We start from the raw sequence: 14,153 nt of genomic DNA on the forward strand, positions 1-14,153 counted from the left end.
GGTCGATGAATGAGCGTCCCGTCGAAGCGTCGATCGGTGACGCCCGGACGGCGGCGGCGCAGTCCGCCCTTGCGCCGAAAGCGCTTGACACGCTCTGTGATGGCACGTACTGTCGGTCGGTGAAGTATTCAAGAAGCGCGATTGCTGCTCATCATCGACCGTAGCCTGCGGTATTCGTTGTCCTCCCCCTCCTTGATTCTTTTCCCGGACCCGTCAGGGTGCGTTACGCACGTTCATTTTCAGGAGATCTAACATGGATACCGGTACCGTCAAGTGGTTCAACGATGGCAAGGGCTTCGGCTTCATCACGCCCGACAAGGGCGGCGACGATCTGTTCGCGCACTTCTCCGAGATTCGCGGCGACGGCTTCAAGACCCTCGCCGAAGGCCAGAAAGTCAGCTACGAAACGAAGAGCGGCCCCAAAGGCCTGCAGGCATCGAACATCACCCCGCTGTAATCGCCCTGAGCCGTCCGCCTCGTTCACGGAGCGGCGCGCAATCGCCGCTCCTTGCGCTACGTGCCGCCGAAGCCGGCCCTGGATACGCAATCGCGTCCGAAAAAAGCGCACGCCGGCTCCGCAATAGCGATCCGGATCATTCCGTCAGTCTAGAGGCGGCCACCGGCTGCTGCGCCAGGAGAGCGATTCTGGCGACGCTGGCCCGATCGTGACCGTCTTCGTCGGGACAAGGCGACGCGCTCCGCGCGACACCTCGCAACCCGACATCGTGTACCGGCGGCGCGTCCATGGGTTTTGTGCGTCATCCGGAATAAGTTGGACGGTCGGCAAATGATGCGCGTATGATGGGTTCATCCGATCGACCCTGGTAAGCCGGTCGTTCGCTCCTCCATCTACCTGTTTGCTGCATCGCCCCGCCTCCGCGCTGCAACGTTGTCCCTTTCACCTCACTGGCCCGCCCCGTAACGGGGATGCTGGCCGGCCCTGTTCGCCCGTGCGATTCGTCGCGGCCGGACGCCAGGAGCTTGTCATGAGCATGCATGTCTACCGTGGATTCGAGATCTATCCACTGATTTACCCTCACGCGCCGGCGCTGGATGGCAGCCCGCACAACTACGATGCCGGTTTCGATGCGGCAGTCAAGATTTGCCTGCGCGGCGATACGCTGACGCACAGCCAGACTTTCAGGTTGCGCGACAACGCCCCGTTCGGCAGTGCCGGCGATGCACGTCGTGCTTCGCTGCGCTACGCGGAAAACATCATCGACGACAATCGCGACAAACAAGGCTTCTTTTCCGGCACGCCTTGAGGCAAACCGCCAAGGCAACGCGATGTGTTGTCAATTCGGATGACGAAATGATCATCGATGAACTGCTCGGCCTGATCAGGCGGCATGAGGTCATCAGGACCGACGCCATCCTGCCCACCGGAATCGGCGATTCAGCGCGGTGCCATCAGCAGGAACTGCAAATGTTCGTGGCGGTACGCGCGTTGTCGATCGGAGCCGGATATTCGGAGTTCGAGTCCGACGAGATCGCGAGTGCCGTCATGACACGACTCGGCTAGTGTGCCGTTCAACCATTCGAAAACAGGATCACCATGACAACCGTTACGCTGAAGGTCAACGAACCGATCGATGTCGCGCTGCGACGATTTCGGCGCGATATCGAGAAAACCGGGCTGATTCGGGAGTTGCGCAGTCGCACGGGCTATGAAAAGCCCACGACGGAACGCAAGCGCAAAAAGGCGAGCGCCGTGGCCAGACAGCGCTTGCGCGCGAAGCGCATGTTGCCGCCGCGCAAAATGTACTAGGAGGGCATCATGTACACCATGCCGGCCGAGGCGCCCCCGTTTTTCCCGCTGACCAGATGCCAGGTCGATCTCGATCGGCAGAAGGACATGGTGACGCTGCTGCCGAGCTTCTATGCGTTCGGATGCGAGTACACCAGCCGCGGTTTTCTGATCGGACGCGACGATGCGTTCAAGTTGATTGCCGCGCTGGAGAAGGCGCTCAGCGTCCAGGGATGAGCTGACGACGACGCGCTCGCGAGCATCGACAACCCAAGGGCGAACCATGCGTGTCACGACGAAGTACGTGGATCTGCTCTATTTCCTCGTCGTATTGCAACTCGTGACGCAACGGAAGACGCACGAGTGGCTGTCGTCGTTTCAACTCGTCGAATCGCTGCAAGGCTGGCTGGTTATCCATCGTGCGAAATGCGATTGGCGCGATCGTGTCTGGATAGGTCATGCTTCCCTTCAGATCGCGAAGGCGGCCCGCCCGGTCGACGACGCTGAATCGACGGGGACGGGCGCGCCCCGGGATGCGCTGGCAGACCGGTCGAGTTTGCGAATGAAGTGCATCCGCTACCTGCGGGAGCATGTCTGAGCGTGGCCGCGCTCGCACGGGCGGCACGCGGGTGCCGGTCGGCGTCGAGCCGGCGTCAGTCATGCGGAATCGCGCCGGCGGCTACGCCGCTACGCCGCCACCCACGCAAAATCCTGCTTCAAATGCTCCAACCGCTGCGGCCGCTGGTACAGATACCCCTGCGCATACTGAATCCCGACCGTATGCAGCGCGCGATGCTGCGCTTCCGTTTCCACGCCTTCCGCGATGATCTTCAGGTCGTAGTGATGCGCCACGGACGCGATCCCTTCGATCAACCCGGCACTGCCGCCGTTCAGTTGCGAGACGAACTGGCGATCGATCTTCACGTAGTCGAACGGAAAGCGTGACAGCAAGTCGAGATTGCTGTGATGCGTGCCGAAATCGTCGATCGCGAATTTCGCGCCTTTCGCTCGCAGCGCATGGAACATCGCGGTGGTCCGCGCATTCTTCTCGAGCAGGATGCGCTCGGTGACTTCGAGCACCAGCGTAAAGCCCGGCGGCAGCGCGCGGATCGCCTCCTCGACGACGGACACGAACCGCGTGCGCTCGAGATCCTTCGGCGCGATGTTGACGGCGATGCGCAGCGGCGCGCAGGGCGTCAGCGCGGATAGTTCCGACACGGCTGTCCGCAGCACGAATTCGGTCACTTTCGGCAGCACCGCGCTCGATTCGACCTGCGGGATGAACACGGCCGGGCTGATGGCCCCCCACTTGGGGTGCTGCCAGCGCAGCAGCGCCTCGACGCCGACGGTCCTGCGCGTCTCGACATCGACGATCGGCTGGTACACGACATGGAGCTCGTCGCGCCTGAGCGCGTTGCGCACGGCCTTCAGCAGCAGCCGGCGCGGCGCCATCGCCAGCAGGTAGGCCGCCATCACGAGGCCGTCCGCCAGCAGCACGATCGTGATGGCGATCAGCCGATAGTGCTGCCGGACCTGCGACGCATAGTGCGCGGATGCGGCAACCCGCACCGTGAACGGCCAGCGGGGTGACACGATCGTGCTTCCAACCAAGGGCTCCGTGGCCGACTCCGGCGTGAATTTCCCGTGCTGGTCGAGATGGCCCGAACCCGCGATCGACAGCGTCGCGGTTTCCGTCCCGTAGCGGGCGCCGTGCGCGAGCGCGTCGGCCACGTAGTCGCCTTCGATCAGGTAAAGCACCCCCGCGCCGGGTGCGGTCGCGTAAAACACGGGCAGCACCGGGATGCCTTGCTGGAACGGCGTCTGGCGCAGCAGCGTGACGAGCGTCGAGCCTGGTTCCGGCTCGTGGGTATATGCGCCGAGCGGCAGGTCGATCGCCCCCAGCGCCGACGAGCACATGACACGGCCCTCGTGCACCAGCGCGACGGCGCGCAGATAGCGCAGGCGCGTGCCTATCTCGGCGAGCGTCCGGAATACCGCCGGGCATGGCCGCCCGACGAGTGCGGTCAGTTCGTCCACATGCCGCAGGCGCGCGCCGTCCAGGATGCGGTCCACCGAGGCCACGATGTCGTTCGCGATGACGCGTTCATGCTCGGTGACGGTATCGCGCGCGTAGCGGTCGGCAAGCGCGATCGCGAATGCCGGCACGAGCACGCAAACGATTACGGCGGCGAAAAAGGCGACCCGCGGCCATGCGCCGCTGTGCTGGAAAACTGCCTTCGAGCCTGGCGTGAACGCTGACATTCCCGCGGTCGCCTTGGGTGTTGTGTGTATGAAGAGGCGAGTCGAACCGGTCGATACACCCCGGCGCATGCGTCATGCCGGGTTCGGGCCATGCGCGGTGCGTGCCGGGATCGCAATGCGATCGATGCTGGTCGCGACGGGCATTTGCGGCAGACCCGTTGCAATCGGCCAATCGTTCCGGAGGCTCGCCTGTATAAACATGCAGCACATGTACATAGACGTAGCACACCGAAAAAACCCCGGCCGCATGGTCTTGCGGCCGGGACAAAAAAACACCGTCTCTTGGCACGAGGATGGTGCGCGGCAAGTATAAGATGTGATGAGAGATTACGAAATATTGTTATTCAACTATTGGTGTAGTTTTGTCATTGTGTCTCGACAAGAAACATTCTTTCGGGATGCTGTCTTCGTCGACCTGCCGACGGCCGGTGATCAGTCGCCGCGCGCTACGGTCGCACGTCTCGCCGGAGCTTCGGGATGGAAGAAAATACCGCGCCCACGGTCATCGTGACCGATGGCGCAGCCGCGGCCGATGGCGGTTCGCTGTGGATCCGGATTGCTGTGAACGGGAAAGCCGGCAACTACTCGCTCAACCGCGCGCTCGCTGCGCGCGGCACGCCGCACTACAACACCATCAGCGGTGAACGTGGCCCGCTTTCGAAAGGTGAACGAAAGGAGTTGCTCGCGCTGCTGTGCAGCATTGCCGATCCCGCGATATGGGCCGGCATGGTCGGCACGTTCGTGCAGGTGCTGCAGGCGTCCGGAGATGAGTGAACGATACGGTGCCGGCGCGTCGCGCGGGGGCCGCGCTTCAGAAATCGTTGCGCATCTTGCGCAGCAAATCACCGCCCGATTGATGCGTGTCCACCGCGGTGAGCACATCGGTCAGGAACCACGGCAGGTTCAGTTGCGAATTGGCATCGCTGACGCACACGCGGATCGGCGGCGCCTTCGACGGTGAGCGCGCGTCGGGCGTGGCGTCGCGGGACGGCACGCAGTTTTTTGCGTGCGCTTGAACGGGCGCCGGTTCGGCGCTGCCGGACGGCGCACCGGCGGCGGCCGGCAAGCTGACGGCGGCCAGCAGGGTCAGGAGAGCAACAGGGGCAGCGCGTTTCATGGGATTCTCCGGCGATGCTCGTTCGACCGCGCGGGCGGACGCGAGTTCGTCGGCGGCACGCTTGCGCGCCGCGCTCAGCCGCGCGCGACGTTCGCTGCCCGCGCCGGTTGCCGGCCGCGCCACTGCTGCGGCGATTCGCCGGTCCAGCGCCGAAAGGCGCGGGTAAAGGCGCTGTGTTCCGAATAGCCGAGCAACCAGGCGACTTCCGCGAGCGTCAGGCGCGGGTCGTTCAGGTGGTCGATCGCGAGCCGCCGCCGCGTGTCCTCGCGCAGTATCCGGAAGTTGAGCCCGAGTTCGGCGAGCCGTCGATGCAGCGTGCGCGACGACACATGCAGGTCCGCGGCGATCTGCTCGAGGCTCGCTTCGCCTTGTGTCAGCAGGCGCGCGACGGCTTCGCGCACCGACTGTTCGAGATCGTCCGTCTGCCGCAGCTCGGCAAGCAGCGCGCTCGCCTGGCGTTCCATCATCTGCAGCAGCGCGTCGTCCGGCTGGCGCAGCGGCTGCATGAGCAGGTGCAGCGGGAACGCGAGGCGGTTCACCGGCTGGCCGAATCGCACCGGGCAGCCGAAATAGTCGACGTACGGTTGTTCGTCGCCGGGCGACGGATGCACGAAGCAGACCTCGTCGGGCCCGTGATGCGTGCCGGTGATGTTGCGTGCGAACTGGACGATGGCCGTCAGCGCCACTTCGTCGACGAGCGGGCCGAGCGGCTCAGGCGCGTCGTGCCATTCGATCGCGACCGACGTCGCCTCGACCCGCACCTCCATGCGCGCGACGTTCGCGATCAGGTGTTCGTATTGCTGCCAGCGCGCGAGCGCGGCGCCGGCATCGCGGCACGCATGCAGCGCATAGCCGAGTGCACCGAGATGGGCCGGCGTGATTCGCTGGCCGACGTGCAGGCCGAGCAGCGGATCGTCGAGCGCGCGCACCGCGCATTCGAGCAGGCGCCGCCAGTGAGCGCTCGCATACAGCGTGAGCCCGCGATCGTCCTCGGGCGGCCGCGCCTCGCCGAGTACGCGCGCGGCATCCTTGCCCTGCTCGGACAGATAGTCGAACAGCAGCCGCACGTAGGTGCTCGAGTAGTAGACGCGCTGCGTCGATAGCGGGGAGGCGGCGGGCATGGCGGAAAGTGTCAAGTAATCGTCGGCAAGTGTCAACGCGGGACGACCCGCGCGCGACCATACTGCCGGTCAGTTCTTGATCGAGGCCGCGAACATGCCGACCGAGTTGACGACGTGGCTCCATGCGTTCCTGGGTAACGACGTGGACTGGAAGCAGGTGCTGCTGATCGGCATGACGCCGGTCTTCCTGATCGCGTTCGCGATCGAATACGCGGTGATGACCGGGCGCGGCCGCCGCGAGCCGTTTCGCTGGAAGGAGATCGCCGCGAACCTGTCGCTCGGCGCCGGCTATCAGGTGGCCGAGACCGTGATGGGGCTCCTGTTCACGGGCGCGATCTTCGCGTGGGTCTATCGGCACCGGCTGTTCGACGTGCCGGTGAACGGCTTCACGATCGTGCCGATCTTCGTCGTCGTGGAGTTCTGCTACTACTGGTTTCATCGCACGTCGCATCGCGTGCGCTGGTTCTGGGCCGCGCACGTGCCGCATCACAGCGGCGAAGTGATGAACTTCACGACGGCGATGCGGCAGTCGCTGCTGAACACGTTCGTCGGCGTGTTCGTGTTCTACCTGCCGCCGGTGTGGCTCGGCATCCCGCCGGCCGTCGTGCTGTTCCTGCTCGCGGTCGATCTCGCGTACCAGTACTTCGTGCATACCGAAGCGATCGGGCGGCTGCCGCGCGGGTTCGAGTACGTGTTCGATACGCCGTCGAACCATCGCGCGCATCATGGCCGCAATCCGCGTTACATCGACCGGAACTACGGCGGCGTGCTGATCATCTTCGATCGACTGTTCGGCACGTATGTCGAGGAAACGGAGCCGGTCGACTACGGGATCACGCAGCAGATTCGTTCGACCAACTTCCTGGTGCTCAACCTGCACGAATTCGTCGACATGTGGCGCGACGTGTTCGCACCCGGGCCCGTCCTGCAGCGGCTGAAACACCTGTGGATGCCGCCCGAATGGGAGCGGCCGGGGCATCGGCCGATCCATACGTGGAGTGTCGAGCGCAAGGGCGAGGAGGAGACGGCGACAACCTCGTGTGCGATGCCCGACGAGGATGCGTCGGCGCCAGGGCGCAAGATCGTACAAGCCACCGGTACGCGATCCGGCTAACCTGCGTGCTTTCCTCGGCGAAAGGCGCGGCGGGCAATGACGAAGAAAGTATTCTGGGACGATCCCTACCGGACGACGCTGGATACCGTCGTCAGCCACGTCGACGGCGATCGCGTGCGGGTGGACGCCACCATCTTCTTTGCGTTTTCCGGTGGGCAGGAAAGCGACGCGGGGTCACTGGGCGGCTATCCGGTCATCCAGGCCGACAAGCAGGCCCTCGACATCGTCTATACGCTGCCGCACGATCATGCGCTGAGCGTCGGCGATCGCGTGACCTGGCGCATCGACTGGACGCGGCGGTACCGGCTGATGCGTCTGCACTTCGCGGCTGAAATGGTGCTGCAGCTGGTCTATCGGCTCAGGCCCGGCATCGAGCGCATCGGCGCGCATATCGGTCAGGACAAGGCGCGCATCGATTTCGCGAGCGACACGAGCGTGGCGCCGCTGTTTCCCGAGATCGAATCGGCTGCAGCCGACCTGTCGAAGCGCGACCTGCGCATCGTGACCGATTTCAGCGATGTCGATGCGCAACGGCGGTTCTGGCGTGTCGACGGCTTCGCGACGATGGCGTGCGGCGGCACGCATCCGGCGTCGACCGGCGAGATCGGCATGCTGACGCTCAAGCGCAGGAATACCGGGAAAGGCAAGGAGCGGATCGAGGTGATGCTGGTCGAGCCGGAGAGCGCCGGCGGATAGCGGGGCGAGCGGGTGGCGTGATGCTCGGGAGGGCCCGCCCGAAAGGCGGAATGCCGTCGCCGATACGTGATTCGGCAAAGCCTTTGTTCCGCACATGTATATTGACGGTCCATGCATCGAATGGCCGGCGATTTCGCATGGCTTCGTTTGCAGGTCACCCTGCGACGCCTCGCCGACTGTCCGGATCGCGGCGCTCGCGGTGAAACATCCCGCGCAAGCATAAAAACAGCGAACATTCCGAGCCCGCGCATGAGCGATACCGAAATCGTATTTCAATTGAACGTGGAAGACGTGGTCCACGCTTACCGTCTGAATCTCTGGCGCAGATACAACTGGAAATATTTGCTCAAGACATTCGCGATCGTGGTGATCGCGTACATCGTCCTTTTTTTTGGTGGCTTCCGGGTGGTAACCGGCGCCTTGCTGGAATGGCGCCATGTCTGGTGGATAGCGGGAATCGCGGCGGTGGTTACGATCGGCGCGCCGCTGCTCAACCATCTGATGTTGCGCCGTGTCGCTCACAAGATCTACAGCCAGCAAAAAACACTCCACCAGCCGCACACGGTCATCTGGCGAAGTGACGGTTTCATCGTCGAATCGCCGACGTCGCACGAGGAATTTCGCTTTGCAGATCTCATTCACTGGAGTGAAGATCGTGATGCGATCCTGCTTTATCAGTCGGTGCTGATGTTTCGCTTCATACCGAAGCGGGTGCTGGCGGAGCCGCAGGTGGCCATCCTGCACCAAACGCTGCTGCAGAACGGTGTCCGCAAGATCTAGCAGCCGGTGAGCGCATGCTGAAACCCGGACGCATTGCGTCGTCCGGGCTTCGAACGGGTTCGTCGCAGGAGGCGTATCCCGCGTCACCTCACTGATACCCGTAACACTGCTTCAACCCCGCGTAGTCATAGAAGTGGCTGCCCGGCGCGATCTTCGCGCCGTCGCACGCGGCCTGGAAATCCGTTTCGCGCTCGTTGTACAGCATCTTCACGATGAGTCGCGAGCCGTTGCGGTAGACATCCCACTGCATGTTCGCAGCCATCGGTGACACCTGATCACCGCGCCACGGATTGCTCGCGTACGTGTAAGTCTGCGCCTGCGGCGTCGGCACGAACACGTTCTTCAGGTTCATGAGCGACGCGAACGGAATCACGATCTCCGCGTGCGTGAAGCGCAGCTTCGCGGCGCGGGTCAGGTCGCCGCGCGCGATCGCATCGACTTCGCCGAAGAAATCGTCCTGCAGGACCTTCGCCATCCGGTACGTGACGGGGTTCGCTTCCTGGATGCCGGGCCCCTTCTGGTAGTAGTCCTCGGCATCCTGCAGATACGCGAGATACTGCGCCTGCTCCGCGCCGATGTACTTTTCCATCGTGACGCCGCCGGTTTCCGCGGTCATCGCGGGCGCGACCTGCAGCAGGTTGTACAGCACGTTCACCGCATCGACGGCCGTTGCGATCTTCGTCTTGCCGTCGCCCTTCAGCGTGTTGGTGAACTTGCCGTCCGCCGACGTGAATGCGTAGGTGCCCGTGTTCGCGAACGTGTAGCCGTCGGCGCCGAGCTTCGCGATGAAGGCCTGCGACACGAGCGCGGACAGCACCGTCTGCGCGACGTCGGCCGCCTGTGGCGCGGCCTTGATCGCGTTGAGCTTCGCGGCCACCGTCGCGTCGTTCGCATAGGCCTGGTATGCCTGGCTTGCCTGGTAGGTCGCGTAGTACGGATTGCCGGTGTCGGTCACGAGATCGGTGGCCGGCTTCAGCGCGTGGAAATACAGCAGGAAGCGGTTGGTGCCGGCCGGCTGCGCGACCGGCGCGTTCGCGGGATAGCCGGACGGCGCGGCCGGCAGCGTGATCGCCGTGGCCAGCGCCGGCCGCGCGGCCACGAGCGACGCGGAGAAATACGTCGAGCTGTCGACCGCGCGATCCTGGCCCGAGTTGACGACGACGACCTGCCGGTTGCCGGCCGCGAACAAGGCGGGCAGCCGCTGCGCGAGCCGCGCGGCGAGTTGCTGGTGTTCGCGGATGCCGGTTTGCGTGAGATTGCCGTACCCGGGCGTCGAGATGCCCGCCACGCCATAGCCGAGCAGCGCATTGGCCTTCATCATCGCGTAGGTGTCGGCCTTGAGCTGCGCGCCGAGCGTGGTCAGTGCGCCGTCGGCCTCGGCCTTGACCAGCATCGCGTAGATCGCGCCGTCGTACTTGAAGCCTGACAATCCACGCGAGCCGTGGCGCGCGACGAGTTCCGTATAGACGGGCGCGTAGCCGGCGGGCGGCGCTTCGTACGTCGCGGCGTCCTGCTGCGGGCGGTACGGCGTCTTCGTCTGGTAGTAAGTCGCGGGTGTCGGCTTGGGCTGTGGCTGCGGTTGCGGTGCGGGCGTCGAACCGCTGTTGTCGGCAGGGGCCGCGGGTGGTGTCGAGTCGTCCCCGCCGCAGGCAGCGAGCAGCAGGCAGGTAATCGTGAGGGCGGTGGCGGTGCGGATCGGGCGTGTCATCGTGGCGTGCAACGGGCGGGACGAGGCAGGTTCGCGTCGTCCCGTCTCCGGGCGTGATTGGTCAAGCCCGGAAGTGTTGCAAGCGACTTTGACAGCAGAATGTCAGGATTCGGTCGGGCAATCGTCGGATTGCCGCGGGATCGTGGATGGCCGGCCACCGCCGGCCCGTGTGCCGGCGTTCAGTGCAGGCCGGCCGATGCGATCGAGCGCACGGTGTCGGTGATGTTCACGCAGCGCGACAGGCCGAAATGCTCGGCTTCGCGGCGCTCCGGTTCGCTGCTCGCAATCGCCACCGCGCGTTCGGGCGGCACGCCGAGTGCCTGCAGCGCGACGTCGAAGGGATGCTGGTTTGATCCGGAGTCCTGCTGATTGGCGTCCGTGACGACGACCGAGAAGCGGTCGAGGTTCGCGCGGCCGAACTGGCCTTCGAACATGTCGCTGAGCCGTGCGGCCGGCAGCGTCGTGACGAGACCGAGTCGATATCCTTCTTCCGATGCTCGGTCGAGCCACTGGATGATCGCGTCGCGTTGATGGCGCGATTCATGCGAATCCGGTGTTGCTTCGATTTGCGCGAATGCTGCGTCGAGACGGGTGACGATGGCTTCGATGACCACGGTGATTCCTCTTCAGAGACGTGATGATCCGTTCGCCGACGGGAATGCCACACACCTTAGCGTCGTTCCGGAAAACGCGACCAATTAATATTTATAGCCGACCCATACGATTCGACTAATGAATGGGGCGTCGAGCCAATGTGGGCGCGGGATGCGTTTCGCACGGTCTGTTCCGCGCGCATCGCATCGTATCGACGGCCTTCGATGTGATGCACCAGATTCGCGCACGTGGTGAATGCACCGCGCATGTGCATATGAAAAAACGGCATATCGAGCGATGCACGCCCGATATGCCGTCTTCCGATCCCGCGTATGAACAGGCGTGATCAGTGCAGCTTGATCGACGGCTGATTGCGGCTTTGCAGCCAGTGGCTCAGCGACTGGAACAGCGCACGCTTCACGCCGACCACGCTGAACAGGTGCTTGCGATACAGGAACTTGTACAGCCCGATCGCGGCCAGCCCGTCGACGATCAGCGAGCGCGAACGCACGCTGATGTCGGCCTGGTACACGGCGCCCGCATGCCCGAGCGACACGACGGTGCCCGCATCGCGGAACGTGAAGCCGTCCACCGGCTTGCCGGCGACGCGGCGCGCGAACGCGTTGACCAGGTACACGGCCTGCTGATAAGCGACCTGCGCGCGCGGCGGCAGGAAGCCGTTCGCGCCGCCCGTCGGGCAGGCGGCACAGTCGCCGAATGCATACACGTGCGGATCGTCCGGCGTCTGCAGCGTATCGGTCACGATCACCTGGTTCGAGCGGTTGAGCGCGATGTCGCCGATCTGCCTCAGGAACGCGGGGCCCGCCACGCCGGCCGCCCAGATCGTGATGTCGCTCGCGAGCCGTTCGCCGGTCGAGGTCGTCACGGCATCCGCGCCGACTTCCGCCACGCGGGTATCGGTCAGCACGTCGACGTTCAGCGCGCGAAGCTGCGCATGCATCTTGCCGGACAGCCGCTCGTCGAGCGCCGGCAGGATGCGCGGGCCGCCTTCGATCAACCGGATGTGCACGTCGCGCGCGGACACCAGCGCCTTGAAGCGGTACGTCGTCAGTTGCTGGATCGCATCGCGCAATGCCGCTGCCAGCTCGACGCCCGTCGCGCCCGCACCGATCACGTTGATGCAGATCGGCGCGGCACGCCGCGCGGGCTGCTGCTCGGCCAGGTGATTCGCCTTCGTGCAGGCCGCGAGGAACTTCCGGCGGAAATCCTCGGCCTGGTCGAGGTTTTCGAGCGGCAGCGCGTGGCGTGCCGCACCCGGCACATTGAAGAAGTTCGTCACGCTGCCGACGGCGAGCACGAGATCGTCATAGCCGAGCTCGCGCTGCGGCAGGATTTCCGTGCCGTCCGCGTCCTGCACGGCCGCGATCGTCGCGGTGCGTGCCGCGCGGTCGACCTGTTGCAGCGCGCCCTGCACGAAGCGGAACCCGTGGCGCTTCGCTTGCGCCGCGTATTCGATCGTGTGCGAGGCCGGGTCGCGATGGCCCGATGCGGCTTCGTGCAGCAGCGGCTTCCAGAAGTGCGTCGGATAGCGGTCGACAAGCACGACTTCGGCTTGCCCGCGGCGTCCGACCGTATCGCCGAGACGCGTGGCGAGGTGCAGGCCGCCGGCGCCGCCGCCGACGATCACGATGCGCGGCAGGCGCGGGGCGCGGTCCGTTGCAAGGTTGGGCGTGGTGTTGTCCATGTAGGGCTCCCGCTTTAATGACGATTCGGATGACATTGCTCAAGAACCGACGATATAGTTTCGAACCCACTCGAACAATTTAATGTTTATAAGCGACTCATATGTATTCACTTATAGGAAAGACCGCGACGTTCCGGCAGCTGAAGGCGCTGGACATGATTGCGCGGCTCGGCAGCGTGTCGCGGGCGGCCGAGGAACTGAACCTGACGCAGCCGGCCGTGTCGCTGCAGGTTCGCCTGCTCGAGGAGGCGGTGGGTGCCGCGTTGCTGCAGCGGGTGGGGCGCGGCGTGCAGCTGACCGCCGCCGGCGAGATCGTGTCGCGCTATGCGCGCGAGATCCTGCATCTGTGGAGCGAGGCCGGCGACGAAGTGGCCGCGCTGACGGGCGATCTCGGCGGCACGCTGCGGATCGGCGCGATCACGACGGCCGAGTACCTGATTCCGCCGCTGCTCGTGAAATTCACCGCGACGCGTCCGCATGTGAAGACTTATTTCAAGGTGGGCAATCGCGACGACATCATCCGCATGCTCGCCACGCATGAAATCGATCTCGCGGTGATGGGCAGCGCGCCGAAGGAACTGCGCACGCATGCGGTCGAGTTCGCGAAGCATCCGATGGTGTTCGTCGCGGCGCCTGGCCATCCGCTGATGCAGCGCAAGCGCGTCGCGCTGAAGGATCTCGAATCCGCGCACCTGCTCGTGCGCGAACGCGGCGCGGGGACGCGCTCGACGGTCGAGAGCCTGTTCAAGAACGCGGGTTACCGGTTCCATGTGGGCTCCGAACTGTCGAGCAACGAGGCGATCAAGCAGATGGCCGAAGCGGGGCTCGGCGTGGCGTTCCTGTCGTTGCACGCGTGTGCACTCGAACTGCGCACCGGGCTGCTCGGGCAACTGCCGTTCCCCGGCAACCCGATCGAGCGCGAGTGGTATGTGGTTACGCTCGCCGACCGGCGCATTTCGCAGGTCACGGGGCTGTTCCGCGATTTCCTGATCAAGCAGGGCGCGCCGGTGATCGACGGCGCGACGGTGGCGCCGCACGAGCGGCGGCGCAAGTAGGCGGATGCGTTGACCGGCCGGTCAGACGAGCCCGAAGTCGTCGTTGCTGTCGGGGATCGATGCGAGCAGCCGTTCGAGCCGAGTCCAGCCGACGATGCGCAGGCACCAGGCGATGACGGTGGCGAAGGCGGTGCGGTCGTTGCGGGGGCCGGACGAGGGGCGATTGGCGGCGGAAGGCGAGCGCGCGGTGAACGCGGCGCGTTGCACGAGGCACTGATGGGGCATGACGGTCTCCGTAGGTGTCGGATGGGGCC

The 14,153-nt window shown here is 64.8% G+C and carries 19 protein-coding genes; 12 read left to right on the forward strand and 7 right to left on the reverse strand.

Annotated elements, in window-relative coordinates; translation table 11 throughout:
- Positions 1–253: 253 nt before the first annotated feature.
- The 6 genes from G3N98_RS08805 (at position 254) to G3N98_RS08830 (ending at position 2,345) form a co-directional block, all read left to right on the forward strand.
- Positions 254–457 (forward strand): cold-shock protein, encoded by a 204-nt coding sequence (locus G3N98_RS08805; protein ID WP_089428591.1) that lies wholly within the window; start codon positions 254–256, stop codon positions 455–457.
- A gap of 529 nt (positions 458–986) precedes the next feature.
- The gene (locus G3N98_RS08810; RefSeq protein ID WP_089473902.1) at positions 987–1,265 is read left to right on the forward strand and encodes a hypothetical protein; all 279 of its coding nucleotides are present in this window, start codon (positions 987–989) and stop codon (positions 1,263–1,265) included.
- A gap of 47 nt (positions 1,266–1,312) precedes the next feature.
- The gene (locus G3N98_RS08815) at positions 1,313–1,522 is read left to right on the forward strand and encodes a hypothetical protein (RefSeq protein WP_089443608.1); all 210 of its coding nucleotides are present in this window, start codon (positions 1,313–1,315) and stop codon (positions 1,520–1,522) included.
- Positions 1,523–1,555: 33 nt separating this feature from the next.
- Positions 1,556–1,768, forward strand: coding sequence for a 30S ribosomal protein S21 (gene rpsU / locus G3N98_RS08820; RefSeq protein WP_006754722.1), 213 nt, complete (start codon positions 1,556–1,558; stop codon positions 1,766–1,768).
- Between the two features lie 9 nt (positions 1,769–1,777).
- On the forward strand, positions 1,778–1,984 hold the full coding sequence (locus tag G3N98_RS08825) for a hypothetical protein (RefSeq protein ID WP_089473903.1): 207 nt from the start codon (positions 1,778–1,780) through the stop codon (positions 1,982–1,984).
- 67 nt (positions 1,985–2,051) lie between these two features.
- Positions 2,052–2,345 (forward strand): hypothetical protein, encoded by a 294-nt coding sequence (locus G3N98_RS08830; protein WP_144030273.1) that lies wholly within the window; start codon positions 2,052–2,054, stop codon positions 2,343–2,345.
- A gap of 89 nt (positions 2,346–2,434) precedes the next feature.
- Here the strand turns inward: G3N98_RS08830 and G3N98_RS08835 are convergent, their stop codons facing one another.
- Positions 2,435–4,009 carry an EAL domain-containing protein gene (locus tag G3N98_RS08835; RefSeq protein ID WP_241025818.1) on the reverse strand — a complete coding sequence of 525 codons (1,575 nt, stop codon included), beginning with the start codon at positions 4,007–4,009 and terminating at the stop codon, positions 2,435–2,437.
- A 477-nt stretch (positions 4,010–4,486) separates the two neighbouring features.
- Here G3N98_RS08835 and G3N98_RS08840 point away from each other — a divergent pair, with 477 nt between their 5' ends.
- Positions 4,487–4,783 (forward strand): hypothetical protein, encoded by a 297-nt coding sequence (locus G3N98_RS08840; RefSeq protein ID WP_206147953.1) that lies wholly within the window; start codon positions 4,487–4,489, stop codon positions 4,781–4,783.
- Between the two features lie 37 nt (positions 4,784–4,820).
- Here the strand turns inward: G3N98_RS08840 and G3N98_RS08845 are convergent, their stop codons facing one another.
- Positions 4,821–5,126 carry a hypothetical protein gene (locus G3N98_RS08845; RefSeq protein WP_206147991.1) on the reverse strand — a complete coding sequence of 102 codons (306 nt, stop codon included), beginning with the start codon at positions 5,124–5,126 and terminating at the stop codon, positions 4,821–4,823.
- Positions 5,127–5,200: 74 nt separating this feature from the next.
- A complete protein-coding gene (locus G3N98_RS08850; protein ID WP_206147954.1) occupies positions 5,201–6,247 on the reverse strand; it encodes an AraC family transcriptional regulator in 1,047 nt (348 codons plus the stop codon).
- A 94-nt stretch (positions 6,248–6,341) separates the two neighbouring features.
- Between G3N98_RS08850 and G3N98_RS08855 the strand changes: the two genes are divergently transcribed.
- From G3N98_RS08855 to G3N98_RS08865, 3 genes are all read left to right on the forward strand, one after another.
- Positions 6,342–7,361: a sterol desaturase family protein gene (locus G3N98_RS08855; RefSeq protein ID WP_206147955.1), complete on the forward strand. Its 1,020-nt coding sequence runs from the start codon at positions 6,342–6,344 to the stop codon at positions 7,359–7,361.
- A gap of 36 nt (positions 7,362–7,397) precedes the next feature.
- Positions 7,398–8,057: an alanyl-tRNA editing protein gene (locus G3N98_RS08860; RefSeq protein ID WP_206147956.1), complete on the forward strand. Its 660-nt coding sequence runs from the start codon at positions 7,398–7,400 to the stop codon at positions 8,055–8,057.
- A gap of 249 nt (positions 8,058–8,306) precedes the next feature.
- Entirely contained in the window at positions 8,307–8,837 is a 531-nt protein-coding gene (locus G3N98_RS08865; RefSeq protein WP_206147957.1) for a YcxB family protein, read from the forward strand.
- Between the two features lie 88 nt (positions 8,838–8,925).
- Here G3N98_RS08865 and G3N98_RS08870 read toward each other — a convergent pair whose 3' ends face one another.
- Complete coding sequence (locus tag G3N98_RS08870; protein WP_206147958.1) at positions 8,926–10,545, reverse strand: histidine-type phosphatase; 1,620 nt, start codon at positions 10,543–10,545, stop codon at positions 8,926–8,928.
- A gap of 179 nt (positions 10,546–10,724) precedes the next feature.
- A complete protein-coding gene (locus tag G3N98_RS08875; protein ID WP_043178987.1) occupies positions 10,725–11,159 on the reverse strand; it encodes a phosphatase in 435 nt (144 codons plus the stop codon).
- Positions 11,160–11,281: 122 nt separating this feature from the next.
- Here G3N98_RS08875 and G3N98_RS08880 point away from each other — a divergent pair, with 122 nt between their 5' ends.
- The gene (locus G3N98_RS08880) at positions 11,282–11,485 is read left to right on the forward strand and encodes a hypothetical protein (RefSeq protein WP_206147959.1); all 204 of its coding nucleotides are present in this window, start codon (positions 11,282–11,284) and stop codon (positions 11,483–11,485) included.
- Here G3N98_RS08880 and G3N98_RS08885 read toward each other — a convergent pair whose 3' ends face one another.
- A complete protein-coding gene (locus tag G3N98_RS08885) occupies positions 11,486–12,844 on the reverse strand; it encodes an NAD(P)/FAD-dependent oxidoreductase (RefSeq protein ID WP_206147960.1) in 1,359 nt (452 codons plus the stop codon).
- Between the two features lie 101 nt (positions 12,845–12,945).
- Here G3N98_RS08885 and G3N98_RS08890 point away from each other — a divergent pair, with 101 nt between their 5' ends.
- Positions 12,946–13,899: a LysR family transcriptional regulator gene (locus G3N98_RS08890; RefSeq protein WP_046548935.1), complete on the forward strand. Its 954-nt coding sequence runs from the start codon at positions 12,946–12,948 to the stop codon at positions 13,897–13,899.
- Positions 13,900–13,920: 21 nt separating this feature from the next.
- Here G3N98_RS08890 and G3N98_RS08895 read toward each other — a convergent pair whose 3' ends face one another.
- Entirely contained in the window at positions 13,921–14,124 is a 204-nt protein-coding gene (locus tag G3N98_RS08895) for a hypothetical protein (protein WP_179257693.1), read from the reverse strand.
- Positions 14,125–14,153 lie beyond the last annotated feature (29 nt).

The organism is Burkholderia sp. Tr-20390, from assembly GCF_017104595.1.
In the GTDB taxonomy this organism is placed as follows: Bacteria; Pseudomonadota; Gammaproteobacteria; order Burkholderiales; family Burkholderiaceae; genus Burkholderia.

Coding starts and splice junctions, on each gene's coding strand:
- G3N98_RS08805 (WP_089428591.1), top strand. CDS start 254: ATGGATACCGGTACCGTCAAGTGGTTCAACGATGGCAAGGGCTTCGGC.
- G3N98_RS08860 (WP_206147956.1), top strand. CDS start 7,398: ATGACGAAGAAAGTATTCTGGGACGATCCCTACCGGACGACGCTGGAT.
- G3N98_RS08845 (WP_206147991.1), bottom strand. CDS start 5,126: ATGAAACGCGCTGCCCCTGTTGCTCTCCTGACCCTGCTGGCCGCCGTC.
- G3N98_RS08865 (WP_206147957.1), top strand. CDS start 8,307: ATGAGCGATACCGAAATCGTATTTCAATTGAACGTGGAAGACGTGGTC.
- G3N98_RS08855 (WP_206147955.1), top strand. CDS start 6,342: ATGCCGACCGAGTTGACGACGTGGCTCCATGCGTTCCTGGGTAACGAC.
- rpsU (WP_006754722.1), top strand. CDS start 1,556: ATGACAACCGTTACGCTGAAGGTCAACGAACCGATCGATGTCGCGCTG.
- G3N98_RS08885 (WP_206147960.1), bottom strand. CDS start 12,844: ATGGACAACACCACGCCCAACCTTGCAACGGACCGCGCCCCGCGCCTG.
- G3N98_RS08895 (WP_179257693.1), bottom strand. CDS start 14,124: ATGCCCCATCAGTGCCTCGTGCAACGCGCCGCGTTCACCGCGCGCTCG.
- G3N98_RS08835 (WP_241025818.1), bottom strand. CDS start 4,009: ATGTCAGCGTTCACGCCAGGCTCGAAGGCAGTTTTCCAGCACAGCGGC.
- G3N98_RS08815 (WP_089443608.1), top strand. CDS start 1,313: ATGATCATCGATGAACTGCTCGGCCTGATCAGGCGGCATGAGGTCATC.
- G3N98_RS08880 (WP_206147959.1), top strand. CDS start 11,282: ATGGGGCGTCGAGCCAATGTGGGCGCGGGATGCGTTTCGCACGGTCTG.
- G3N98_RS08840 (WP_206147953.1), top strand. CDS start 4,487: ATGGAAGAAAATACCGCGCCCACGGTCATCGTGACCGATGGCGCAGCC.
- G3N98_RS08890 (WP_046548935.1), top strand. CDS start 12,946: ATGTATTCACTTATAGGAAAGACCGCGACGTTCCGGCAGCTGAAGGCG.
- G3N98_RS08825 (WP_089473903.1), top strand. CDS start 1,778: ATGTACACCATGCCGGCCGAGGCGCCCCCGTTTTTCCCGCTGACCAGA.
- G3N98_RS08810 (WP_089473902.1), top strand. CDS start 987: ATGAGCATGCATGTCTACCGTGGATTCGAGATCTATCCACTGATTTAC.
- G3N98_RS08870 (WP_206147958.1), bottom strand. CDS start 10,545: ATGACACGCCCGATCCGCACCGCCACCGCCCTCACGATTACCTGCCTG.
- G3N98_RS08850 (WP_206147954.1), bottom strand. CDS start 6,247: ATGCCCGCCGCCTCCCCGCTATCGACGCAGCGCGTCTACTACTCGAGC.